This window comes from Streptomyces sp. NPDC032091 (assembly GCF_055580265.1).
Window position 1 is genome coordinate 1 of record NZ_JBVILR010000036.1, and the last position, 22,406, is coordinate 22,406.

Sequence of the window (22,406 nt, forward strand, 5' to 3'; positions counted from 1 at the left end):
TCGCAGCCCTTACCCCTCCGCTTCGCTTCGGGGTACCTGAGCGCTGCGCGCTCAGGAGTGACAAGCCTCGCTGCGCTCGGCCGAAGGCCGCCTTCAGCGCCTAGGCCCCTCCGCTTCGCTCCAGGGCAGTGAACCGTCTCGCTGCGCTCGACGGGGCTCCGCTTCGCGGAGCAAGGTCGGCCCTTCCGGCCGGAGTCCTGCGCTTCGCTCCGGACTGATTTCTCTCCTCCGCGCTGCGCGCGGAGGAGAGAACGGTTGCGCTCCGCGCAACCGGGGCTGCTTCGCAGCCCTTACCCCTCCGCTTCGCTTCGGGGTACCTGAGCGCTGCGCGCTCAGGAGTGACAAGCCTCGCTGCGCTCGGCCGAAGGCCGCCTTCGGCGCCCAGCCCCTCCGCTTCGCTCCAGGGCAGTGAACCGTCTCGCTGCGCTCGACGGGGCTCCGCTTCGCGGCGCCAGTCCGGCGCTTCGGGCCGGACTGGTTTCCTCCGCGCAACGCGGAGGAAAGAACGGTCGCGCTGCGCGCGATCGGGGCTGCTTTGCAGCCCACCCTCCGCTTCGTTCCGGGTGCCTGAGCCCTGCGTGCTCAGGAGGGACCGCCTTGCTGTGCTCGGCGAGGCTCGGCTTCGCTGAGCCAGGGCAGGCCCTTCGGGCCGGAGTCCTACGCTTCGCTCCGGACAAGGTTCGGGGTTTCGCTTTGCTCCACCCCAACGAGCCTGCAGAGCAGGACCGTTGGGGTGGGTCAGCTGCGCTCCCCCACCCGCGGAGTAGGGAATCGCCTTGCTTGGCTTGGTGGACCGGCCCAGAGGGCCCGAGTCTTACTGGATGTCTTTGCGCTGGGGCAGGAGGAGTCGGCTTGGTGGTCTTTTGCCCTCTTTGCTTAGTTCTGGGGCAGGAGTCATGGCCGGCTCTTTGTTTGCGTCGCAGGTCTGTTCTGGGTGATCGGGTGAGGGCGTTGGCTGGAGAAGTGGGGGTGGGGGGCTTGAGGTGTGGTGGGGAGATGGTGGGGGAGTGGGGTGGGGTGTTAACGGCGTTAATGGTGGGTTGAGGGGGTGATTCAAAGTGATGTGCGGATAGAGATAGGAATCAGTCAGATTCTGCGTGGTTACGGACAGGGTGTCCGGTCCGTGACGGTGGGGTGGCTGGAGTGGTTCGGCGTCAGGGAGTGGGGTTGTGGTGGGGGTTCACGACGGCATTTCGTGCGCGCAGCGCGGCAGGAGACGGCCTATAGAGGGTACGGAGATGCGTTGTCGCAGGTCAGGCGGGGTGCGGGGGGAAAGTTATGTCCCCTCAGAAGGGACATAACTCGGGCGATGTGTCCCTGGTAGGGGGACACATCGACTGCAAAACGTCAGTGGGGCTGACGCTTTTTGGGGTAAAATGTCGGGGGGGCTGACGTTTTGCGGGAGATACGTCGGCGAACTGCGCCAGGGTGGGGTGGCGTTGGGCGAGGGGGGTCCGGGAGGGCCTGTCCGGGGGCCGTGGCCGAGATGTGTCCCCCCAGGGGGGACACAAGACACGCCGAACGTCAACGAGCGTGACATTAGTGTCACCCTTGTTGACATACTCTCTCTGCAGATCAACGAAGTGGAGAGCATCCTCGTGTCATCAGAAGCACAGCGCCGCCGGCAGAGTCCGTCGCGCGCGCCGCGTCCTGATCTCCCCGTTGATGACGCGATCTCGGCGTGGAGTCAGCCACTGGCTCCGGTCAAGGATCTGGACAGCCTCGCGAAGAGGTATCCCAGTCGGAAGCTCACGCTGGACGGTGAGCGCAAGCCGCTGGAGTTCTACGGGACGCAGAGTCAGCCAAATGCGTTCTCGATGGACAGCCTGGAGTTCTTCCTGGTGATCGCCCAGTACTTCAGGGAAGCCTTGCCTCTGAGACTGATCCTGCTGCTGATCGCGTGCCAGCGGGCGGGAGGGCGGATTCCACTTACCCAGGAGGAGATGGCTACGATCCTGGATGTCAGTCGGACAAAGACGTCGGAGGCGCTGCACACCGTCATGTCTCATGGGATCGTCTTCAAGGTGCGGCGGGGTGTGTACCAGTTCAACCCGCCCTACAGTTACCGGGTGGCCGAGTTCATCCCGGGAACCGAGACGGCGGGTGAGTTCGTGAAGGTGGAGCAGCACAGCACCATCTCGCAGATTCGCAGCGACACGAGCTTGCCCGACCTGGTGCGGTTCCCGTCGCTGGACCACATGCGGCAGGCAATCGAGGAACTGCGGGCCGAACGGTCCAAAGAGCGCGCTGCGCGCCGGCTGAGCCGGGCACAGCGCAAGGAAGAAGGGACAGCTCAGTGAGCACCTTGCGATTCGCTGCGGTCAACGCCGACGGGCTTCTCTCCGACCTTGACCTTCCGCCTGCCGCGTACCGTGTGCTGCTGAAGCTGCGTTCGCTGAGCGAGCCGGGTGGGCGGATCCTGATCGACCAGGCCAGCATTGGTGGGCTGTTGGAGTTGAGCAGGCCGAGCGTCAACGCCGCTCTGCGCAGTCTGGAGCTGGCGAAGCTCGTGCGGAAGGTCAGGAACGGGGTGTACCAGATCAACCCGATGCTGGCCGGGTACAACTCGTTCGAGGACGCTGTCGCGGCCGTGAACGAGATGGCTGCCGACGAGCGGCTGGACGCCCGTGGGTACGTGGCCAGTTACCACCAGGCGGTGGCGGAGTACCAGGACCAGCTGGCCGAGCAGCGGAAGAAGCGGGCGGCGCAGGCCGCTGCGAAGAAGGCTGCGGAGTCGAAGCGGCGGCGGACCCTGCACGCTGTGGGGTAGGTGGGTTGAAGGAGGGGGCTTGGAGGGCCTCTGGTGGCCTTTCAAGGGCTTTTGAGGGTCTCGGGATATCCCGGGGCCCTCAAAGGGTTTTAGGGGGGTGGGGAGGCGTGTGGGGGCTTGGGAGGGGATGGGTGAGGGGATGGGTGGGGGCGGGTGGGGGCCCTGGGGAGGGAGCTGTGTTGGGTGGGTGGGGGCGGGTTCAGGGGGCGGCCGGTTGGTCGGTGGTCGGGCGTTGGTGGTGGGGTTTTCAGAAGGCGACGTCTACGTAGTCGATGTCGGTGAACTCGACCAGGAGACCGCCGGCTCGGGAGCCGTTGTCCTTGAAGTAGATCTCCTGGAGGGCTTCGGCCGTGATGTGGCGGAGCTGGGCTTCGGTGGCGCCGGTTTCCTGGGCGGCGAAGAGGCGCCCCGCGTATTCCGGGGGGAGGTGCTGGGTGATGCGGCGCATGCGGCCGTCGTCGGTGGTGCCCGGGGCCGCGGTGAAGCCGAAGCGGGCGCGGGTCTCGATGACGAGGCCGGTGGTGCGGGCGGCCTGTTCGCGGGCGCGCTTGCGGACCAGGGGCTGCCAGCGGCGGCGTACTTCGGCCTCCATGCGGGCGGCCAGGGCCGGCTTGGGCTGCTTGATCTCGTTCTTCACGTACCGCTCGACCGTGCGCTGGGAGATGCCGAGGAGGGCCGCGACGTTCCTGGTTGATTTGAGCTGCTTGAGGAGGTAACGCATCTGGGCGCCCGCGGACTTGGGGATGGGGCGGGTGAAGTGCTGTGCGTCGGCCCGGGTGAGGCTGTCGGAGATGTCGGACATCGGTTACTCGCCGTCTGCTGCTGCGTCGTGGCCCTTGATGTGGCGGGCCGGGTTGAGGTGTTCGTCGAGGAGCTGGACGGCCCACAGGAGGGGCTGGGTGCCCTCGTGCTTGACCATGCCGGGGCTGACGCCCAGGCGGAAGCCGCCGGGGAGCGGCTTGCCGTCGGGGGTGCGGGGGAGGAAGTCCAGGGGGCTGGGGCCGTCGGAGAGGTAGACCGCGCAGTCGGACAGGACCGCGATGGGGTAGAGGCCGGCGGAGGTGGCGAGCTTCTGCATCTTGCGGTGCATGTTGACGCGGGCCGTGGAGATGACGGCGGCGCGGATGTCGGGGCGCCAGGTGGGGCGTTCGAGGGCGGGCCAGGGTTCGCCCGGGCGGTAGCCGGCGCCCTGGGGGCGCTCGCGGAGCTTGCCGATGCCGCCCTTGACGGTGGATTTGATCGCGGAGAGGACGGCGGTGGGGAGGGGGCTGTGGTGCTTGTGGGTTTCCATCGCGGTCAGGAACTCGGGTTCCGTGAGGGTGGGGGTGACGCCCATGTCCGCCATCGTGGCCAGGTAGGCGTCGCGGAGGCGGGTGTACCAGGCGTCGAGGTAGGGGCCGTGTTCCGGGCGGATCCAGGCCTCGGTGGGGTGGACGTCGTGGCCGAGCTCCTGGGCGTAGGCCAGGGTCGGGGTCGCGTACCAGGCCGGGCCGGCGGGGGGCCTGCCGTGGGGGGTGAACGGGCTGGGGAGGCGGGGGTCCAGGGTGAGGGAGGAGAGGTCCGCGAGCCAGCAGCCGGGGAGCTTCGGGTCGAAGCGGGGGCTGGTGGTGTGGACGGCGGGCCCGGTGCCGACGGTGAGGCGGTTCGCGGCGGCGGCGAAGGCCATGTTCACGTCGATGCCGACGGCGTGGGTGCGGGCGCACTCGGCGTCGGTGAGGAGCTCCGGGTCGCGGATCCAGTCGTACGCCTCCTCGTCGAGGACCTGGTCCGGGGTGCGCTGGTGGGAGCGGGGGTAGAGGGAGGCGACCACCGGGTGCTCGTCGGGGGCCTCCGGCGGGGCCGGGTCGACGGGGCGGGTGAGGGAGCCGGGGACGGGGGCTGATTCCCAGGTGTTCGTCTGCGGGTTGCGGGCCGCGCGCGTGGGCGGGCGGAGGGCCGTCATGAGTTCGAGGCCGGTGACCGCGGTGGAGCCGCGGGGGGTGAGGACGCGGGTGGCGTAGGTGGAGAGCAGCTCGGCGAGTTCGGGGGCGGGGAGGTCGGCGGTGTCCTCGCCCCAGGCGCGGGGGTCCAGGGCGCCCCAGGGGAGGACCGCGAGCTGGACGCACTGGCGGCCGGTGGTGGGGGAGGCCGGGCGGTAGATGCGGGCCCAGGGGCCGAAGCCGCGGCGGGTGAGCTGCCACTTGGCCTTGGTGAGCTGCTTGATGACGGGGTGGTTGTCGGGGAGACGGAGGGCGCGGCGGTCTTCGAGGGCGAGGGGGAGGCCGAGGCGTTCGGCGGCGGGGGCGGTGAGGACCAGGAGGGGGTCGCCGTCCTTGCCGTTGCGGTGGAGGCGGGGGGCGCGGAGGTCGGCTTCGGGGCTGAGGGCCCAGGTGATGAGGGAGGGGAGGTCGGAGGTGGGGTGGGTGAGGAGGACCCCGCCTGCGGCGTGGGCGTGGCCGGTGCCGTCCAGGACGGCTAGGGGGCCGTTGCCCTGGAGGGGGAGGGGGGTGGGTGAGGTGGGCTTGGTGGGTGGGGTGGGCTTGGTGGGGTGGGTGGTTCGGGTGGGGGGCGTGGTTTTGGGGTGGGGGGGTGCTGTGGGGGGCGTGGGGGTATTAACGGCGTTAATGGTTGCCGGAGGGGTGGGGGGCGTGGTGTTAACGGCGTTGACGGTGGCCTGGGGGGTGGGGGGCGCGGTGTTAACGGCGTTAATGGTGGATTGGGGGGTGAGCGGCTCGGTGGTGGGGGCGGGCGGCCCGGCGGTGGGGGTGGGCGGGTGGAGGGCGGACAGGCCTTCGAGGAGGCGGGCGTAGGCGGCGCGCTTGGGGGGGCGGGGGGCCGTGCGGCCGGTTTCCCAGGAGGTGACGGTCTCGCGGCGGACGGAGAGGGCCTTGGCGATCTGGTCCTGGCTCAGGCCGGCCGCCTCGCGCAGGCGCTTGCGCTCGTCGGGGCTGGGGAGGCCGTCCTTGGCAGCGGCCTCTTCCAGCAGGGCGTCGACCGCGGCGAAGAGGGTCGTCTGTTCGTTCTCGCTCATTGCTACCTCCAGGAGCACCCTATGTGAAGCGCACGGTTGAACGCACATGGAACGCACGTGGGGGCGTTAACGGCGTTAATGCCGTCAGCGCCCCCGGCGTGCGTGCGGTGCCGTTCAGATGCGCTGCATCAGGAGTTCCGTGACGGCCTTGAGGTCGTCCGGGGTCAGGTGGGCGGTGAGGGCGTCCGCGATGGTCTCCGGGGACTGGGCGGAGATCGTGATGCGGGGCGTGGGGGCGGGGGAGGGGGCCGAGGGGGCGGGCGGGGTGGGGGTCGGGGCGTTAACGGCGTTAACGGTCGGGGGGGTCGGGCGGGTGCGCTGGCGCGGGGGGTTGACGGTGTTGATGCTCTCCGTGGCGGCCGCCGCCTGTTCCTCCTGGGGGAGGCGGCCGATGCGGCGGGCCGGCTCGACCTTCAGCTCGCCCGTCTCCACCTTGTCCTGGAGCTCCGGGGTCAGGTTGAGGAGGGTCAGGCGCTGGGAGACCCACGCGGGGGTCTTGCCGATCCGCTTGGCGACCTGGGCCTGGGAGCCGTGGACGTCGACGAGCTCCTGCAGGGCGCGGGCCTGGTCCATGGGGGCTACGTCGACCCGGTGGACGTTGGCGATGAGCGCCGATTCGAGGATGTCGGCGGCCGAGGCGGAGAGGGCGTCGTTGACGTGGATGTGCATCGTCTTGAGCCCGGCCAGCTGGGCGGCCGCGAGCCGGCGGTTGCCGTCGATCACCACGTACGGGGCGCGGCCGAGGCCGTCGGTGGCGCCCGGGTGGGCCTCCATGAAGGCCATGCGGGTCGCGACCGCCAGCGGCTGGAGCTGGCCGCGGACGGTGAGGGACTGGGCCAGCTCGTCGAGGTCGGTGAGGTCCTCGCGGAGGTTGAACGGGTTGTGGGCCAGGGCCTCGATGGGGACCTCGGAGGGCGGGACCACCCCGGAGGTGGGCGCGCCCGTGGCCTCGGCGATGGCGGCGCGGCGGGAGCTGACGCCGACGGGCTGGGCCCGTGCGAAGGACGCCGAGACGCCGAGCTTGTCGGCCTTGCTGCTCATGAGATCTCCCGGGCGAGTGCGCGCAGGGCGACGGCCTGGTCGCCGTTGGGGGCGTAGACGAAGAGGGGCTGCTTCAGGCGGACGGACTCGCGCTGTTCCTTGAGGTCGGGGACGATCGCCACGACCCGCGGATCCTTTATGTCCATCCATGCCTGGAGGGAGCTGGTCGCGATGTAGCCGCGGCGGCCGTCGTAGAGGTTGACGACGAGGCCGAGGTAGTCGATGTCCAGGCTGAGGTCGTCGCGCAGGTCGTTGATCTGGGAGGTGAGGAGGTCGTACGCGTCGGCCGAGGAGTCCTCCGCCTGGACGACGATCAGCGCGCCGGAGGCGCCCGGCTGTTCGGTGTCGCGGCGGCGGCCGTAGTAGATCGCCGCGTCCATGCTCAGGCCGAGGCTGGGCGGGCAGTCGACGAGGATGACGTCGTAGTCGGACTCGACGGGGGCGAGGGCGCGTTCGAGGGCGGCCTCGCGGGCGCGGACCGTGGAGAGGCGGACGTCGAGGAGGAAGGCGTCCGTGCAGGCGGGCAGGAGGTGCAGGCGGTCGCCGAAGCGGTCGTGCTCGATGGGGGCGATCAGGTCCTGGAGGGGGCCCTTGGCCTCGCCGGCCATGTGGCAGGTGAGGCTGTCGCCGCCGATGGGCAGCGGCTGCTGGCCGAGCTGCTTGGTGAGGTGGCCCTGGGGGTCGAAGTCGACGAGCAGGACGCGCATGCCCAGGCCCGGGAGGTCTTCGAGGTCCAGGGGCGTGGTGGTGGGGAGGGCGCCGTCCGTCTCCTCGGGAGGGGCGAGGCGGGCCAGCTGGCGGGCGACGCGGACCGGGTGCAGGGTCGAGGGGTCCTCGGCGAGGGCCTCGGCCGTGCCGGCGGTGATGGCGGTCTTGCCGACGCCGCCCTTCTGGTTGCACACGACGATGCGGCGGACCACGGAGGGACGCTGGACCGTGGGGGCCGGGTTCATCTCCAGCCAGAGGCGGACCGCCTGGGCGAGACCCTGGATGAGGGAGACGCCGCGGTCCTTGGAGTCGGTGCGGAAGGACTCCCACTGGCCTGCGGGCAGCCACGTCGAGAACGACTCGGCGCCGGAGGTGTCGACGGGGGAGGGGGAGGAGGCGAGGGCGCTCCAGTGCGCGATGCCCTGGTGGACGGCGTCCTGGATGTCGACCCGCAGCTGGGCGGTGCGGATCTTCAACTCCTGGCGGAGCCACGGGGGGAGCTTGGAGACGACCTTCTCTCGGTCGCTCGGGGACGAGGGCGAAGTCATGAGAGGGACTTTACTAACGTTCTTGGGTCTATGTGGGCGCCACGCTTGGGTTTTGCTAACGAAATGGGTGGGGAGGGGGTCCGGGCATGCGAAAGGGCGGCCCCGCGGGTGCGCGGGACCGCCCTGGAGGGGTCGTCAGGGGCGGGGGAGGGGCGGTGCGATGGCCGGTTCGAGCGTCCTGCGGCACTCGGGGGAGCCCGCGGGGTCGAAGAGGGGGAGGCGGTCGGCGGGCACGATCCCGGGGAGGAGGTAGGTCCAGAGGTCGACGACCCGGGTGTGCAGGTCCTCGCGGCCGGTGCGGACGTGCGAGGTGACCTGGACACCGGTGAAGGAGCCGACGAGGAAGGTCGCGAGGTCGTGCACGTCGACCGAGGGCAGGACGTCGCCGCGTTCCTGGGCCGGCGTCAGACAGCTGCGGCAGGTCTCGATCCAGGTGTTGTACGGGGACGGGTCGGGGTCGGTGAACGAGCCGAACTCGATGACCAGGCGGATGCCCGCGCGGATGCGGACGTTGGTGCGCAGACCGCACGCCATCCGGTGGGTGAGGTCGATGACGGTCTGGAGTCCCGGTTCCTCGATGGCGGGGACGTCCTCGGAGACCTGGAACTGCTCCTCCACCAGGGTGCGGGCGAGGGCCTGCTTGGAGGGGAAGTGGAAGTAGAGGGCGCCCTTGGTGACTCCGGCGTGCTTGACCACGTCGCTGAGGCTGGTGCCGCCGAAGCCCGCGTGGTCGAAGGCGATGGCCGCGCCGTCGAGGATGGCCTGCCGGGTGATCTCGGCCCGTTCCTGCCTGACCCTCGCCACGTCTGTCTCCCGATGCCGGTTTCGTCCGTTGGTATGGAAGATCAATCTAGTGGGAGGGGAGGAAAAGAAACCAGTCGACCAGTACTTTTAAGGCGCTTAGTAGGTGGGGGTTTGGGTGTTGGGGTTGGTTTGGTTTGGGCTTCGGTGTTAACGCCGTTAATGGTGGCTGTCCGGGGGCCCGGGGGCCCGGGGCATTAACGGCGTTAACGGTGTCCGGCTGTTACAGGTGCATGCCGCCCGAGGCGTCGAGGAGTTGGCCGGTGACCCAGCGGGCGTCGGGTGAGGCGAGGAAGGCCACCGCGTCGGCGATATCGGAGGGCTGGCCGATGCGGTCGAAGACGGACAGGCCGGCCAGTCGGGCCGCCCCCTCGGGCGTGGTGCGGTGCTTCGCGTTCATGTCGGTCTCGGTGAACCCGGGGGAGACCGTGTTGACGGTGATGCCGCGGGGGCCGAGCTCCTTGGCGAGGGCGAGCGTGAGGGTGTTGAGCGCGCCCTTGCTCATGGAGTACACGACGGACTCCGGGTAGGACATGCGGGTGGCGGCCGAGGAGATGTTGATGACCCGGCCGCCTTCCGGCATGCGGGTCAGTCCCTCCTGGGTGAGGAGGAGGAGTGCCTTGACGTTCACCGAGAAGATCCGGTCGATCAGCTCGGGCGTGACCTCGTGGATCCGTGCCGAGCCGCTCACCGCGGCGTTGTTGACGAGGACGTCGAGGCGCGGCTCGATGCCGCGCCGGACGAGCTCGGCGTCGAAGGCGGTGTAGAGGGAGGCGGTGTCGCCGGCGACGCCGAGTTCGACGCGCAGGGGGAAGGCCTCGCCCCCGGCGGCGCGGATCGAGTCCACGACCGCGTCGGCGGCTTCGACGCTGCGCGCGTAGTGGACGGCCACCAGGGCGCCGTCGGCCGCCAGGCGCGTGGCTATGCCGCGGCCGATACCGCGGCTGGCGCCGGTCACCAGGGCTGTCTTTCCCGCCAGCGGGCCGCGGGGGCGGTGGGGTTCGGGGTGGGGCGGGAGGGCGGGCTGTGGGGTGAGCCGGGGGGCGGGGAGCGTGGTCAAGGTGAGCACCGTTCTGCGGGACGGGTCAGGATGATCAGACATAACATTGCGGCTGATCGGTTTTTTCCTGGGGGAGGGAATGTCAGCTGATGGCCGAGCCGCAGCGGCTGGTGATCACCGGCGCCACCGGATTCATAGGCTCGGCGGTACTCGCCGAACTCGCCCGCATCGGGGAAGGGGACGGGACGGCGGGGCCCGGGGGGCGCCCCGGTCCGCGCCCTGTCGTCCGGGCCGTGGGGCGCAGGGCGCCGGAGCCGGCCGGCCGGGCCGACGAGTGGCACCGGGGGGACCTGTCCGACCCCGGATCGCTGCGCGGGAGTTGCGAGGGGGCCGACGTCCTGTTGCACCTGGCCTCGCGGATCGGGTCCGACGAGCGGGAGTGCGCCGCGGTCAACGTCGCGGGTACCGCGGCGCTGATGGAGGAGGCGAAGGCCGCCGGGGTCCGGCGCATCGTGCACCTCTCCACCTCGGCCGTGTACGGCCGCGGGCCGCACCGGGGGATCGCGGTGGACGCCGTCGTACCCGCGCCCCAGTCCCCGGCGAGCCGCACCCGGCTGGCGGGGGAGGCACCGGCGCTCGCCGCGGGGGCGGTGGTGCTCCGGCCCGGTCTGGTGATCGGCGCCGGGGACCGGTGGCTCGTCCCCGCCCTGGACCAGCTCCTCGCGGCCACCGGGGCGCTGTGGGAAGGGGGGCGGGCCCTGCTGTCGGTGGTGGCCGTCGGCGATCTCGCGCGGCTCGTCGCCCGGCTCGCGTTCGGACACGGTCCGGCGGGCGGGACCGTCTGGCACGCCAGCCATCCGGTGCCGGTGCGGGCCGCCGAGCTGGTGCGGGTGCTGACGGAGCGGGGGGTGCTGCCGCCCGTGGACGGTGACCTCTCCGAGGCCGAGTGCCTGGAGCGGATGGCCGCCTCCGGGTGCCGGGTGGGGCCGAGCCAGTTCAAACTGGTCGCGCAGGACCACTGGTACGACAGCGCGCGGGTCTGGGACGCCGCCGGCTGTTCGCCCGGGCCCGGGCCGCTTGCTTGCCTGGACGAGGCCGCCACCTGGTACCGGGAGTACCTGGCGCGGGTGTGAGGTGCCCGTGGGTGGGTGTTGGGCGGTGGTCGGCGGCCGCCGCGGTGGACGCGGTTTTGGTGGTGGCGTCGGGAGACGGCGAGAGGGCGAGAGGGCGAGTGGTGGCGGACGGAGTGGGGGCCGCTGGAGTGGGGGCCGCTGAGTGGCAGGGTGCGGCGGCCGTGCGGTTGTTGTGGGGGCCGCCGGTGACGCCGGCGCGGGGACCGCGGCGGGGGCTGACGCTGAGGCAGATCGCCGAGGCGGGTGTGGGGATCGCCGACGCGGAGGGGCTCGGTGGGGTGTCGATGCAGGGGGTGGCCGGGGAGCTGGGGGTCACCAAGATGGCCTTGTACCGGTACGTCCCGGGCAAGGCGGAACTCGTCGCGCTGATGGTGGACGCCGCTCTGCCCGATCCGGCCGGGGGGCTGGACGCCGCGCTGGCGCGGGCCGGGGGTGGCTGGCGCGAGGCGCTCGGGGTGTGGGCGCGGGAGCTGCTTTCCGGGTACCGGGCCCATCCGTGGCTGCTGGACGCCACCGTGGGGGCGCGCGTGTTGGGGCCGACGGAGGTCGGATGGCTGGAGCGGGCGCTGGCCGCGCTGGCGGGGTGTGGGCTGACCGGGGCCGAGGCGATGGACGTGGTGGTGCTCGTGACCGGGCACGTGCGGGGGATCGCCGGGCAGGAGCGGGCGTCGGACGGCGGGGCCGGAGGGGTGGATGCCGAGCTGGGGGCCGTGCTCGTGCAGGTGGTGCGGGAGCGGGGGGAGGCGTACCCGGCGCTCGCGGTGGCCCTGGGCTCCCTCGCGGAGCACGGGGGGCAGGACCAGGGGATGGAGTTCGGGCTGGAGCGGATCCTTGACGGGGTCGGGATGCTGGTGGAGCGGAGGGGCGGGGGCTGAGGGGGGCTCTGGGGAGGGGAGTTCGGGTCGGGGTGGTTGTGGGGCGGTGGCGCTGGGCGCCACCGCCTTTTGCGTTTCTGGGGGGTTGAGGGGTGGGGGTTGGGGGCTGGGAGCTGGTGCGGGGCATGGGTGTCTGTCGGTCGCCGGGTGGACGCGGTGGGGCTGCGTGGACAGGTTGGGGGAGGGGCTTGGCGGAGCTGCGCTGGTGGAGGTGGTGGTGATCGGCGGGCGGCGCGGAGGCGTACGAGGGTGGGGGCGGGCGTGGGCGTGGGCGGTGGGTGCGGGGAGTGTTAACGGCGTTAAGGGTGGGGGCGTGGTCCTGGGGGTGAGGGGCTGGTGGCGCTGGTGGCGTGGTGTGGGTGCGGGGGCGTTAACGGCGTTAATAGCGGGGGCCGGGGACGGGGGAGCGTTAACGGCGTTAACGGGGCGGAGGAGGCGGTGGGTTGAGCGGGTTGAGCGGGGGGTGGGTGCTTGCGGCGTTGGTGGTGGGGCGGGGAGCGAGGACGGCGTTGCGGGTGGGGTCGGGCGTGGGCGGTGGGTGCGGGGGAGTTAACGGCGTTAAGAGCTGGGGTCCGGGGTTGGTGCTGGTGGTGTGGGCGGTGGGTGTGGGGAGCGTTAACGGCGTTAACGGGGGACGGAGGGGGGCCGGGTGGGTTGAGCGGGGGCGGGAGCGAGGACGGCGTCATAGGTGGGGGAGCGTTAACGGCGTTAATGGTGGCGTGGGGGTGAGGGGTGCTCGGGGGTGTTCGCAAAGTAGCGCCGTCTGCCCGCAGGGCGGGTCCCCGCGGCGTCCGGTGCTCGGTGCGCCGGGCGCGAGACCTCGTACTGGACGTACTCGGTCTTGCGTCCGGTGCGGCGAGAGGGCGTGCCGGGGGTCGCGGGGCGGACATCCCCTAGCGGCGATATCGGTGGGGGCCGGGCGGGGAGTGTCAACGGCGTTAACGGTGGGGGCGCGGAATGCTCATCGGCTTCGGGTGGGACGCGAAGGGCGTGCCTTCCCCGAGTGGGCCCGCGAAGGTACGTCCGTGGTGCGCCTGGTGAATGTCTTGGTCCCGGGGCGACGACATCGTCCGCGAGGGCGCCCGCTGGATGCTGGCTGCTGCCGTAAGTGCTCGAAGGGCAGTGAGGTGCTGTGCGGAGGGCCCAAAGCCGTCAAGAAGATCACCGACGAGGTCGCCCGTCACTGGCTCCATCATGATCGAACGCCCCGGACCCGCCGCGGCCTGGGTGGGATGCCACACTTCGCCCATGATCGATTCCAAGGACACCGTTCGCCAGTTCCTCCTGCAGGTGCGCTCGGGGCTGCACCCTGACCGAGCCGGTCAGTTCATGGCCGACCGGGTCCGGGCCCATCAGGTCGTCTCGGAGGCACCGGTGGTCGTGGAGCGAACGCCACAGCAGTACACCGAGCACGTCCAGGAGATGCTCGACGCATACGGCCCCTTCACTCTGACCGTGGACGAGCTCATTGCCGAAGGGGATCGGGTCTACGCCCGCTGGACCCAGAACGGGCGACACGTCGGACCGGTGGACGGACACCTGCCGACCGGGGCGCGGGTCACGGCGATGACCAGCGCGGTCTATCGCGTCGAGGACGGATTCATCGTCGAGTACTGGATCCAGATCGACCGGCAGGGAATCACCGCTCAGCTACGGCAAGCGGTCGCCGAGCACTGATGCCGGCTCGATCGGCAGGTATGGACACGGACGGGGGTGGGGGCCGGGGGGATCCGAACACGTCCGTGGGGTGGGGTGCTCCGGTGGGAGTCTGGTGGGGCTCCGGTGGGGGAGCCGACTGTGGCGCAGGATGCCGGCCCCTGTCTGTGGGGCGGACCCCTGATGCGGCGGATGCCGTGTGGAGAGCCCCCCATGGTCAAGCAGGAACGTGCCGCGCGCACGCGGGAATCGCTGGTGCGGGCTGCCGCCGAGGTGTTCGCCGAGGAGGGGTTCACCGCAGCGTCGATCGCCGCGATCAGCCGGCGGGCCGGGGTGAGTACCGGTGCCCTCCACTTCCACTTCGAGGGGAAGACCTCCCTCGCCCTGGTCGTGGAGGAGAGGGCCGTGCGCACGCTGCGGGAGGCCGCGGCGGTGGAGAGGGGGCCGTTGCGGGCGCTGGTCGGGTCCACATACACGCTGGCCGAGGATCCCGTCGTACGGGCGGCGTTCGCACTGTGCGCGGACTCCGGGCACCGCAGCCGGGTGGACCTGCGGCGGCAGTGGTGGTCGTCGGCCGCCGAGTTGCTGGCCGCCGCCGAGCGGGCCGGCCTGCTGGCCGAAGGGGTGTCCCCGCAGGACGTGACGCGCCTGGTCGTGGCGGTGACGGTCGGGCTGGACGGGGTCGGGTCCGGGCGCAGTGCCCGGCAGCTTCTGAGCCGGATCTGGAGCGTGGTTCTGCCGGGTATCGCGAGGGGCGAGGCGGCGGCTGCGGCCCTCGTCGAGGCAGCGACCGGCCATGAAACAGACTGAATGGTTTGATTTTTAGCCCTCAGGGGGTGTTATATGGCTGCTGCCGCGAGGTGGAGTAGGGGCGCCGCTTGAGCGTGGGTGAGGGCGAGTTCTGCGAAAGCCCAGGTCAAGTGGCATTGCTGAGTGGCGCCGAGATCTCGCCAGGGTCCAAACTGGCTGCCCGGTTTCGTATTGACAAACCGTCCGGCCTGTTTTCTACTGACTCTTGCGACTCATCCAAAGGACAGGGGAGTACGACGTGGACATCGATGTACTGGGCGCACTCGCCGTGCGGGAGAACGGGATCTCCATCACGCCCACCGCCCCCAAGCCCCGGCAGGTCCTGGCGCTCCTGGCCCTCCACGCCGACCAGGTCGTCCCGGTGTCGGCGCTGATCGAGGAGCTGTGGGGCACGATGCCCCCGCGCAGCGCCCGCACCACGCTCCAGACGTACGTCCTCCAGCTGCGCGCCCTGATCGCGACCGCCCTGGAGGGGACCGACGGCGAGCGCACCGCGAAGGACGTGCTCGTGACGCTGCCCGGCGGGTACCTGCTCAACAGCGACGGCGGAACCAGCGACGTGCGGGAGTTCGACCGGCTGGCCGGCATGGGCTACCGGGCGATCGACGCGGGCGACTTCCCGGTCGCCGCCCAGCGGCTGCGCGAGGCGCTCGCCCTGTGGTCCGGCCCCGCCTTCGCCGACGTACAGGGCGGCGTGCAGCTGGACATGGAGACGCGCCGGCTGGAGGAGACCCGGCTGTGCGCGCTCGACCAGCGCATCGAGGCCGACCTCAAGCTGGGCCGCCACCGCGAACTGCTCGCGGAGCTGACGGTACTGGTGAGCCGGTACCGCACCCACGAGAACCTGCACGGCCAGTTCATGCTCGCCCTGCACCGCTCGGGCCGCCGCGGCGAGGCGCTGGACGTGTACCAGCGGCTGCGCGCCACGCTCGTCCGGGACCTGGGGCTGGAGCCGTCGACGGCGCTGCGCCGGCTGCAGCGGTCGATCCTGATGGCGGGCCCGGAGGCCGGCGTCGGGAAGCAGGCGCCCGTGGCCGCCGCCGCGGTCGCCGGAGCCGGGCTGAGGGCAGACCGGCTCGTACGGGCCTGACCCGCGCGGCTGGTGCCGGCCGGCGGCGGGCGGTGCCGGCCGGGGAACGGCCGGGGAATGGCCAGGGACGCAGCGGGGGCGGAAGGAGACGGAGCGGTGCAGGAGAGGTCGGAGCGGACGCGCAGGCGGTTGGTCTTCGCCGGCGCCGAGTTGTTCCACCGCAACGGGTACGCCAACGCGACGCTCGGAGAGATCGCGGGTGCGGCCGGGGTGACGAAGGGGGCGCTGTACTTTCACTTCGCCTCGAAGGACGAGCTCGCGGACGCCGTCCAGCAGCGGGGCTGCGGTCTGCTGCACGAGGCGGTCCGGGGGCTGCGGGAGAGCGGGGCCTCGCCCCTGCAGGCGCTGATCGACACCACGCACTGGCTGGCGCGGACGCTGCACGAGGATCCGGCGATCCCGGCGAGCTTCCGCATCACCAAGGAGTGCGCCGGCCAGCAGCCTCCCGCGGTCGACTTCCACGGGGCGTGGCTGGAGGCGGTGTGCGAACTGCTGCGGATGGCGCGGGACGTGGGCGAGCTGCCCCTGGATCCGTCGGCCGACGTGCCGCAGGGCGCCGCCGGGGACGGCGGGGGTTCGGCCGCCGACCGGTGGGAGAGCGCCGAGGCGCTCGTGGCCGCCGCCGTCTGCGGGATCGAGGTGCTGGCCGGGACCGGGCTGTCCTACGCGGAGCTCCAGCGGAAGGTGGCCGCCCTGTGGGGGCTGCTGCTGCCGAGCCTGGTGGGGACCGAGCGGGCGCGGGAGTACCGGACGCGGCCCCGTGACACGACCCGTGATACGCGGGTCCCGGCGGACGGGGAGCGGAGCTACCAGTTCCTGGGGAGCGGGGTTTAGGGCCAGGCGAACGGACCGCCCGTGCGCGGGCGGGGGCGGTGGGGCGAAGAGCGACGAACCGAGGAGGGAAGACCGTGAAGATTCAGGTGCTGGGTCCGCTGAGTGCCGACGTGGACGGGGACTCGATCGTGCCGACGGCGTCCAAGCCGCGTCAGATCCTTGCCCTCCTCGCGCTGCACCCCGGGCGGGTGGTGCCGGTGCCCACCCTCATGGAGGAGATCTGGGGGCACGAGCCGCCCCACAGCGCGCCGACCACGCTCCAGACGTACATCCTCCAGCTGCGGCGGCGGCTCGGCACGGCCATGGGGCCCGGCCGGCCGGGGGCCGCGAAGGAGGTCCTCACGACGCGGCACGGGGGGTACCTGCTCCAGGTGCCGCCCGGGGCCGTCGACGTCAACGTGTACGAGGGGCTCGTCGCCCGGGGACAGGCCGCCTTCGACGGCGGTGACGACGCCGGCTCCGCCGCGCTGCTGCGGGAGGCGCTCGCGCTGTGGCAGGGGCCCGCGCTGGTCGACGTACGGGTGGGGCCGGTCCTGGAGATCGAGGTGATGCGGCTGGAGGAGAGCCGGCTCGTCACCGTCGAACGGCGGATCGACGCCGACCTGAGACTCGGACGGCACACCGAACTCCTCGCCGAGCTCACCGAACTGGCCGCCCGGTACCCGCAGCACGAGGGGCTGCACTCGCAGCTGATGGTGGCGCTGTACCGGTCCGGACGGCAGGCGGGCGCGCTGGACGTGTACCGGCGCCTGCGGGGCCGGCTGATCGGGGAGCTGGGCGTCGAGCCGTCACCGCAGCTCCAGCGGCTGCACCAGGCGATGCTGAAGGTCGACCCGGCGCTCGACGTGGCGGCGGGGCCGAAGCGGGGGTCGACCTTCGACCTCTACGCGGCGTAGCGGCGGAAGGGGGTGCGGGCGCTCGACGGGGCCGCGCGGCCGGGGCGTCCGGCATGTGGAATGGCCGGTGGGGGCGGGGACGCCGGTGTGATCATCGGCCGATGAGTGAGGAACAGCGGACCCCGCCCGAGCTGGTGGGCGACGAACGGGCCACCCTGACCAGCGTCCTGCAGTGGCAGCGGGACACCCTGCGGATGAAGTGCGCGGGCCTGACGGACGAGCAGCTGCGGCGTAGGGCCGTCCCGCCGTCCGGACTGAGCCTGCTCGGGCTCGTACGCCACCTCGCGGAGGTGGAGCGCGGCTGGTTCCGCAACGTGCTCGGCGGGGAGGACGTACGCGGGTACTTCCCGAGGAACGAGGCCGGGGAATGGACGGAGTTCCACGTCGACGACGCGGACCCGGCCGAGGCGTTCCGGATCTGGGAGGAGACCTGCGAGCGTTCGCGGAGGATCGTGGCGGCCGCCGACTCCCTCGACGTGCGGGGGCACTTCGGCGACCAGCCGTACTCGCTGCACTACATCCTGGCCCACATGATCGAGGAGTACGCCCGGCACAACGGGCACGCGGACCTGCTGCGCGAGGCGATCGACGGGGTCACGGGGGAGTAGCCGGCTCCTAGGAGGAGCGTTCGGGGGCGGTGCGGTCCACTGCGTCCAGGGCCGTCTGCCACGGGAAGTGCGGCGGGGCGTCGGTGCCGGCCGGGCCGGGGACGAAGCCGCCCTCGCCGAAGAGCACCTCGGCGCCGGCCCCGCGCAGGACCGCCAGGGACTGCTCGAACTGGGGGTGTGCGGCGAGCGCCGCGTTGGTGCAGGGCATCGCGACCACCGGGACGCCCTTGCCGAGGGCCTCCGCGGCGACCCCGACGGTGAACCGGTCGGTGAGGCCCAGCGCCCAGGCGTTGACCGTGTTGAAGGTGGCGGGGGCGAACAGGACGGCGTCCGCCGACGGCCACACGTCGGGCTCCCCGGGGAACTCGTACTGCCAGCGCACCGGGTGGCCGGTCAGGGCGGCGAGACCATCGAGGCTCCCGGCCACCCACTGTGCCGCCGCCGGGGTCAGCCCCACGCACACGTCCCAGCCGCGCGACTGGGCGTCCTCGATCACGTGGGCCACGTCGAAGACGGGCGGGGCGGCGGAGCAGAACAGGTAGAGAGTCCTCGTCATGTGGATCATGGGATCACACGCCTGTGGTCCTGTTGTCCCGAGGGTCCGCCGGAGCCGCCGGAGCCGCCGGAGCCGCCGGAGCCGTCGGAGCCGTCGGAAAGCAGGGAGACGTGGACGTACGCGTATGGGGGCGAGCGTCTGGGCCATGTCGTGTCCCGCCGTGCGGGGATTGACTGGTCCCCATGACGACGAACGCGAACGAGACGAAGAAGACCCTGGTCATCGGCGGCAACGGCAAGACCGGGCGGCGGGTGGCGCAGCGGCTGACGGCCCAGGGACGGCCGGTGCGGATCGGCTCGCGGACCGGCGCGCCGGCCTTCGACTGGCATGCGCCCGCCACATGGGGCCCCGCGCTGCGCGAGGTGGACCGGGTGTACGTCACCTACCAGCCCGACCTCGGCTTCCCCGGGGCCGCCGACCAGGTCGGCGCCTTCGCTGAGGCGGCCGTGGCCGCCGGGGCGCGCCGGCTGGTGCTGCTGTCCGGGCGCGGTGAGGAGGCGGCCCGCACGGCCGAGGACCGGCTGAAGGACTCCGGCGCCGACTGGACCGTCGTGCGTGCCAGTTGGTTCCACCAGAACTTCGACGAGAGCTTCTTCCTGGAGCCCGTGCGGGCCGGGGAGATCGCCCTGCCGGTGGCGGACGCGGTCGAACCCTTCGTGGACGCCGGGGACATCGCCGACGTGGTGCTGGCCGCGCTCACCGACGACCGGCACGTCGGCCGGACGTACGAGCTGTCCGGGCCGCGGCTGCTGGGCTTCGCCGAGGTGGCCGCCGAGCTGTCGAAGGCGACGGGGCGCGAGATCGCGTACGTGCCGATCTCCGAGGGGGAGTTCCGGGCGGTGCTGCGCGAGGAGGGGCTGCCGGAGGAGTTCGCCGAGCTGTTCACCCTGATCCTGGACGGCCGCAACGCGCACCTGGTCCACGGGGTGGAGGAGGTACTGGGGCGCCCGCCCAGGGACTTCGCCGACTACGCGCGGGAGGCGGCGGCGCGCGGGGTCTGGGACGTCTGAGGGGGACGGGGGCGGGAGGACCGGAAGGGGGACGGGTGAGGATGGGGTCATGGACACGTTGACCGGTCTGCTCGACGGGCCCAAGGCCCGGGGCGCCGTCCTGCTGAAGGCCGTCTTCGACCCGCCCTGGGCCGTGCGGATCGAGGACCGGGCCCCGCTGTCGGTGATCACCATGGTGCGGGGGCGGGCCTGGCTGCTGCCCGACGACGGGGAGCCGGCGCTGATCGGCCCGGGTGACGTGGCGGTCGTGCGGGGGCCCGGGGCGTACACCCTCGCGGACTGCCCGGACTCCCCGGTGGAGATCACGGTCGGCCCCGACCAGCGGTGCAGGGCGCCGGAGGGCGAGGACCTCGGCGAGCGGCTGGCGCTCGGGGTGCGGACCTGGGGCCGGCCGGGGGCGGGTGCCGGTTCGGCGGTGATGCTGAGCGGGACGTACCAGGCGCCGGGCGAGATCGGACGGCGGCTGCTGGGCGCGCTGCCCGCCGTGCTGGTCCGGCCGGCGGGGGCCGCCGACGTCACCCTGATCGCGCTGCTGGCCTCGGAGGTGGCGCGGGACGAGCCCGGGCAGGAGCTGGTCCTGGACCGGCTGCTCGACCTGCTGCTGATCGGGGTGCTGCGGGCCTGGCTCGCCGCCCCGGGGGCGGGGGCCCCGGGCTGGTACCGGGCGCAGGGCGATCCGGTCGTCGGGGTGGCGTTGCGGCTGCTGCACGAGTACCCCGCGTACGGGTGGACCGTGGCCGAACTGGCGCGCCGGGCGGGGGTGTCGCGGGCGGCGCTGGCCCGGCGCTTCACCGAGCTCGTCGGGGAGCCGCCCGTCGCCCATCTGACGGGCTGGCGGATCGCCCTGGCCGCCGACCTGCTGCGGGAACCGGACGCCACGGTGGCAACGGTGGCCCGTCGGGTGGGGTACGGGAGCGCGTTCGCGCTGTCGACGGCCTTCAAGCGGGTCCGCGGGGTGAGCCCGCAGCAGTACCGGGCCGGGACCGGGGCGGAGACGCCCGGGCTGCCGGGCACCGTGGTGCTGGGATAGGCCGTCTCTTCCGGATCCGGCCCGGAAGAGACGGCCTAGGACCAAGGGCCTGGGAGGGTGCGGCTGTTGGCCGATCTTTGGTGGGGGTGGGCGGCCTAGCATGATCCACATGGAGATACCCGAGCACCACAGGCAGGCTGTCATCCCCCACATCATGGTCGACGGCGCCGCCGAGGCCATCGCGTTCTACGCGGAGGCGTTCGGCGCCGTCGAGCTCTTTCGGCTCGAAGGTGATGCCGGGCGGATCGCGCACGCCGAGGTCGGTATCCACGGTGCCACCCTCATGCTCGGTGACGCCGACGTCCCGTTCTCGGTTCCGGGCCGGGTCGGAGCGACGGTTGCGCTGCACGTGTACGTGCCGGACGTGGACGGGCTGACCACGACGGCCGTGGCCAGGGGTGCCGAACTGCTCGCGGCGCCGGCCGACATGCCCTACGGCGCGCGGCAGTCGATGCTGCGCGATCCGTTCGGCCACGTCTGGATCTTCCTCACGCCGATCGCGGCGGCGTGATCGGCGTGAGGCACGTCGTCGGACAGGAAGGAACCACGTACTCGGTCGGCCGTGCGCTCGTGCTCGGCCCGGGAGGGCTCGCCGGCACCGCCTGGACGGCCGGGCTGGTCCACGGTCTGCGTCACGAGGGGGTGGACCTGGGCGAGGCGGACCTGATCGTCGGCACCTCGGCCGGTGCGATCGTGGCGGCGGCGCTCGGCGCCGAGGGCGGCCTCGGCCGCCTCGCCGACCGGGCGGCCGGCGATCGCCCCCGGCCCGCCGGCCCGGACCCGGGACGGACGGGCGAGGTGTTCGCCGTGCTCGGCACGCCGGGCCTGGCGCAGGACGAGGTCCGGCGCCGGGTGGGACGGATCGCCTTGGACACGGCCGACCCGCGCGCGCAGCGGGAGCTGCTCGCCGTTCGTCGCGAGCTGATCGGCACCGACGCCTGGCCGGAGCGTCGTCTTCTGATCCCGGCCGTGGACGCGGCGAGCGGCGAACCCGTGGTCTGGGACCGCGACAGCGGCGTGCCGCTGGTCCACGCGGTCGCCGCGAGCAGTGCGTTCCCCGGCATGGCGTCACCGATCGCGGTCGGCGGCCGGCACTACATGGACGGCGCACTGCGCGAGGGCGCCAACGCGGACCTGGCCCGCGGCGCCCGCACGCTCCTCGTCGTCGAACCGCTGGCCCATCAGTTCCCGCGGGAGCCGCACCATCAGGCGCAGGTCGCCCTCGGCACGCGAACCTTGCTCACCGTCGCTCCGGACGAGGCCTCGGTCCGTGCCTTCGGTACCGATCCGGGCGATCTCGCGGCATGGGCCCCTTCCTTCGGGGCGGGATGCGCGCAGGCCGCCGGCGAGCGTGAGCGGCTGCTCGCCGCCTGGACCGGTCCGCGGGCCGAGTGAACCCTCCCGGTGGTCAGGCGGTCAGGGGTTCGGGGGCGAGGTCGAGGACGGCGACGGGTTCGTCGCCGCTGAGTTCGCCGGTGCGGCGGAAGCCGAGACCCAGGTAGAAGGGCTCGGGGCTGTCCTCGGCCGGCTTCCAGGTGACGTACACGCGAGTTCCGCCGCGGCGGCGTATCTCCTCGGAGACCGCCCGCACGGCGAAGCGGCCGTAGCCCTTGCCCTGCCGGTCGGCCGCGATGTTCAGGCGCCACAGTCCCGAGCGGCGGTGCTCGGGGTCCTTCGCCGGGTCCCAGACGTAGTCCATGAAGGCCATGACGAAGCCGACCACCTCGTCCCCGTCGACGATGGCGCGGGGCCAGGCGGTGTCCCCGTGGACGTAGGCCTCGGCGAGGGACTTCATGACGGGGGAGACGAGGTGCTCCTGACCGGGGTGGACGCGCACGGCCGACACCGCGTCGAAGTTGTCCGGTGTCACCGGTACCAGGCGGAGTGAAGAACTGATCATGGGCGCCCAGCCTAGTGCGTGGAGAACCCTTGAAAAGAACGGGACGTGCGGTATATTTCTGTCCCGGGAGAACGGAGGGGGCGCGTGGGGCGGGAACAGGGCGCGGTGGCCCCCGGGGCGGAGCCCGGAG

Annotated in this window: 22 protein-coding genes; 14 read left to right on the top strand and 8 right to left on the bottom strand. The window is 72.1% G+C overall.

What is annotated here, in order from left to right; genetic code table 11:
• The first annotated feature begins 1,583 nt into the window (after window positions 1-1,583).
• Both ACZ5NJ_RS35725 and ACZ5NJ_RS35730 read left to right on the top strand, forming a co-directional pair.
• A complete protein-coding gene (locus tag ACZ5NJ_RS35725) occupies window positions 1,584-2,300 on the top strand; it encodes a hypothetical protein (protein ID WP_042811490.1) in 717 nt (238 codons plus the stop codon).
• On the top strand, window positions 2,297-2,770 hold the full coding sequence (locus tag ACZ5NJ_RS35730) for a MarR family transcriptional regulator (protein WP_351892967.1): 474 nt from the start codon (window positions 2,297-2,299) through the stop codon (window positions 2,768-2,770). Before ACZ5NJ_RS35725 ends, ACZ5NJ_RS35730 begins: the two co-directional genes overlap by 4 nt.
• A 247-nt stretch (window positions 2,771-3,017) precedes the next feature.
• Here the strand turns inward: ACZ5NJ_RS35730 and tpg are convergent, their stop codons facing one another.
• The 6 genes from tpg to ACZ5NJ_RS35760 all read right to left on the bottom strand — a co-directional run bounded on the left by tpg (window position 3,018) and on the right by ACZ5NJ_RS35760 (window position 9,857).
• Entirely contained in the window at window positions 3,018-3,572 is a 555-nt protein-coding gene (gene tpg / locus ACZ5NJ_RS35735) for a telomere-protecting terminal protein Tpg (RefSeq protein ID WP_468770648.1), read from the bottom strand.
• Window positions 3,573-3,575: 3 nt separating this feature from the next.
• The gene (tap, locus tag ACZ5NJ_RS35740) at window positions 3,576-5,780 is read right to left on the bottom strand and encodes a telomere-associated protein Tap (protein WP_468770650.1); all 2,205 of its coding nucleotides are present in this window, start codon (window positions 5,778-5,780) and stop codon (window positions 3,576-3,578) included.
• 114 nt (window positions 5,781-5,894) lie between these two features.
• Window positions 5,895-6,821, bottom strand: coding sequence for a ParB/RepB/Spo0J family partition protein (locus ACZ5NJ_RS35745; RefSeq protein WP_468770652.1), 927 nt, complete (start codon window positions 6,819-6,821; stop codon window positions 5,895-5,897).
• Window positions 6,818-8,077 carry a ParA family protein gene (locus ACZ5NJ_RS35750; RefSeq protein WP_468770654.1) on the bottom strand — a complete coding sequence of 420 codons (1,260 nt, stop codon included), beginning with the start codon at window positions 8,075-8,077 and terminating at the stop codon, window positions 6,818-6,820. Before ACZ5NJ_RS35750 ends, ACZ5NJ_RS35745 begins: the two co-directional genes overlap by 4 nt.
• 135 nt (window positions 8,078-8,212) lie before the next feature.
• Window positions 8,213-8,881, bottom strand: coding sequence for a ScbR family autoregulator-binding transcription factor (locus tag ACZ5NJ_RS35755; protein WP_468770657.1), 669 nt, complete (start codon window positions 8,879-8,881; stop codon window positions 8,213-8,215).
• 220 nt (window positions 8,882-9,101) lie between these two features.
• The gene (locus ACZ5NJ_RS35760) at window positions 9,102-9,857 is read right to left on the bottom strand and encodes an SDR family NAD(P)-dependent oxidoreductase (RefSeq protein ID WP_468770754.1); all 756 of its coding nucleotides are present in this window, start codon (window positions 9,855-9,857) and stop codon (window positions 9,102-9,104) included.
• Window positions 9,858-10,027: 170 nt separating this feature from the next.
• Between ACZ5NJ_RS35760 and ACZ5NJ_RS35765 the strand changes: the two genes are divergently transcribed.
• The 8 genes from ACZ5NJ_RS35765 to ACZ5NJ_RS35800 all read left to right on the top strand — a co-directional run bounded on the left by ACZ5NJ_RS35765 (window position 10,028) and on the right by ACZ5NJ_RS35800 (window position 17,780).
• Window positions 10,028-11,011 (top strand): NAD-dependent epimerase/dehydratase family protein, encoded by a 984-nt coding sequence (locus ACZ5NJ_RS35765; RefSeq protein WP_468770659.1) that lies wholly within the window; start codon window positions 10,028-10,030, stop codon window positions 11,009-11,011.
• Between the two features lie 161 nt (window positions 11,012-11,172).
• Window positions 11,173-11,886, top strand: a complete 714-nt coding sequence (locus ACZ5NJ_RS35770) for a TetR/AcrR family transcriptional regulator (protein WP_468770661.1) — start codon at window positions 11,173-11,175, stop codon at window positions 11,884-11,886.
• Between the two features lie 1,248 nt (window positions 11,887-13,134).
• Window positions 13,135-13,563, top strand: a complete 429-nt coding sequence (locus ACZ5NJ_RS35775; RefSeq protein WP_468770663.1) for an ester cyclase — start codon at window positions 13,135-13,137, stop codon at window positions 13,561-13,563.
• Window positions 13,564-13,755: 192 nt separating this feature from the next.
• Complete coding sequence (locus ACZ5NJ_RS35780) at window positions 13,756-14,352, top strand: ScbR family autoregulator-binding transcription factor (RefSeq protein WP_468770665.1); 597 nt, start codon at window positions 13,756-13,758, stop codon at window positions 14,350-14,352.
• 238 nt (window positions 14,353-14,590) lie between these two features.
• Complete coding sequence (locus tag ACZ5NJ_RS35785; RefSeq protein ID WP_468770667.1) at window positions 14,591-15,442, top strand: AfsR/SARP family transcriptional regulator; 852 nt, start codon at window positions 14,591-14,593, stop codon at window positions 15,440-15,442.
• Between the two features lie 96 nt (window positions 15,443-15,538).
• Window positions 15,539-16,276 carry a ScbR family autoregulator-binding transcription factor gene (locus ACZ5NJ_RS35790; RefSeq protein ID WP_468770669.1) on the top strand — a complete coding sequence of 246 codons (738 nt, stop codon included), beginning with the start codon at window positions 15,539-15,541 and terminating at the stop codon, window positions 16,274-16,276.
• Window positions 16,277-16,350: 74 nt separating this feature from the next.
• Window positions 16,351-17,172: an AfsR/SARP family transcriptional regulator gene (locus tag ACZ5NJ_RS35795; protein WP_468770671.1), complete on the top strand. Its 822-nt coding sequence runs from the start codon at window positions 16,351-16,353 to the stop codon at window positions 17,170-17,172.
• 101 nt (window positions 17,173-17,273) lie between these two features.
• The gene (locus tag ACZ5NJ_RS35800; protein ID WP_468770673.1) at window positions 17,274-17,780 is read left to right on the top strand and encodes a DinB family protein; all 507 of its coding nucleotides are present in this window, start codon (window positions 17,274-17,276) and stop codon (window positions 17,778-17,780) included.
• 7 nt (window positions 17,781-17,787) lie between these two features.
• On the opposite strand, the gene ACZ5NJ_RS35805 is transcribed toward ACZ5NJ_RS35800, so the two are convergent.
• On the bottom strand, window positions 17,788-18,336 hold the full coding sequence (locus ACZ5NJ_RS35805; protein WP_468770675.1) for a flavoprotein: 549 nt from the start codon (window positions 18,334-18,336) through the stop codon (window positions 17,788-17,790).
• 182 nt (window positions 18,337-18,518) lie between these two features.
• Between ACZ5NJ_RS35805 and ACZ5NJ_RS35810 the strand changes: the two genes are divergently transcribed.
• From ACZ5NJ_RS35810 to ACZ5NJ_RS35825, 4 genes are all read left to right on the top strand, one after another.
• Window positions 18,519-19,346 (top strand): NAD(P)H-binding protein, encoded by an 828-nt coding sequence (locus ACZ5NJ_RS35810; protein WP_468770676.1) that lies wholly within the window; start codon window positions 18,519-18,521, stop codon window positions 19,344-19,346.
• A 49-nt stretch (window positions 19,347-19,395) separates the two neighbouring features.
• Window positions 19,396-20,376 (top strand): AraC family transcriptional regulator, encoded by a 981-nt coding sequence (locus ACZ5NJ_RS35815; RefSeq protein ID WP_468770677.1) that lies wholly within the window; start codon window positions 19,396-19,398, stop codon window positions 20,374-20,376.
• Window positions 20,377-20,485: 109 nt separating this feature from the next.
• Window positions 20,486-20,887 carry a VOC family protein gene (locus tag ACZ5NJ_RS35820; RefSeq protein ID WP_468770678.1) on the top strand — a complete coding sequence of 134 codons (402 nt, stop codon included), beginning with the start codon at window positions 20,486-20,488 and terminating at the stop codon, window positions 20,885-20,887.
• Complete coding sequence (locus tag ACZ5NJ_RS35825; protein WP_468770680.1) at window positions 20,884-21,771, top strand: patatin-like phospholipase family protein; 888 nt, start codon at window positions 20,884-20,886, stop codon at window positions 21,769-21,771. The genes ACZ5NJ_RS35820 and ACZ5NJ_RS35825 overlap by 4 nt, the downstream gene beginning before the upstream one ends.
• A 13-nt stretch (window positions 21,772-21,784) precedes the next feature.
• On the opposite strand, the gene ACZ5NJ_RS35830 is transcribed toward ACZ5NJ_RS35825, so the two are convergent.
• Entirely contained in the window at window positions 21,785-22,276 is a 492-nt protein-coding gene (locus ACZ5NJ_RS35830; RefSeq protein WP_468770683.1) for a GNAT family N-acetyltransferase, read from the bottom strand.
• Window positions 22,277-22,406 lie beyond the last annotated feature (130 nt).

Excerpts from the sequence above, each read along its gene's own strand:
- ACZ5NJ_RS35745 (WP_468770652.1), bottom strand. The coding sequence starts at position 6,821 with ATGAGCAGCAAGGCCGACAAGCTCGGCGTCTCGGCGTCCTTCGCACGG.
- ACZ5NJ_RS35805 (WP_468770675.1), bottom strand. The coding sequence starts at position 18,336 with ATGACGAGGACTCTCTACCTGTTCTGCTCCGCCGCCCCGCCCGTCTTC.
- ACZ5NJ_RS35820 (WP_468770678.1), top strand. The coding sequence starts at position 20,486 with ATGGAGATACCCGAGCACCACAGGCAGGCTGTCATCCCCCACATCATG.
- ACZ5NJ_RS35830 (WP_468770683.1), bottom strand. The coding sequence starts at position 22,276 with ATGATCAGTTCTTCACTCCGCCTGGTACCGGTGACACCGGACAACTTC.
- ACZ5NJ_RS35800 (WP_468770673.1), top strand. The coding sequence starts at position 17,274 with ATGAGTGAGGAACAGCGGACCCCGCCCGAGCTGGTGGGCGACGAACGG.
- ACZ5NJ_RS35750 (WP_468770654.1), bottom strand. The coding sequence starts at position 8,077 with ATGACTTCGCCCTCGTCCCCGAGCGACCGAGAGAAGGTCGTCTCCAAG.
- tap (WP_468770650.1), bottom strand. The coding sequence starts at position 5,780 with ATGAGCGAGAACGAACAGACGACCCTCTTCGCCGCGGTCGACGCCCTG.
- ACZ5NJ_RS35780 (WP_468770665.1), top strand. The coding sequence starts at position 13,756 with ATGGTCAAGCAGGAACGTGCCGCGCGCACGCGGGAATCGCTGGTGCGG.
- ACZ5NJ_RS35815 (WP_468770677.1), top strand. The coding sequence starts at position 19,396 with ATGGACACGTTGACCGGTCTGCTCGACGGGCCCAAGGCCCGGGGCGCC.
- ACZ5NJ_RS35775 (WP_468770663.1), top strand. The coding sequence starts at position 13,135 with ATGATCGATTCCAAGGACACCGTTCGCCAGTTCCTCCTGCAGGTGCGC.
- ACZ5NJ_RS35810 (WP_468770676.1), top strand. The coding sequence starts at position 18,519 with ATGACGACGAACGCGAACGAGACGAAGAAGACCCTGGTCATCGGCGGC.
- ACZ5NJ_RS35765 (WP_468770659.1), top strand. The coding sequence starts at position 10,028 with ATGGCCGAGCCGCAGCGGCTGGTGATCACCGGCGCCACCGGATTCATA.
- tpg (WP_468770648.1), bottom strand. The coding sequence starts at position 3,572 with ATGTCCGACATCTCCGACAGCCTCACCCGGGCCGACGCACAGCACTTC.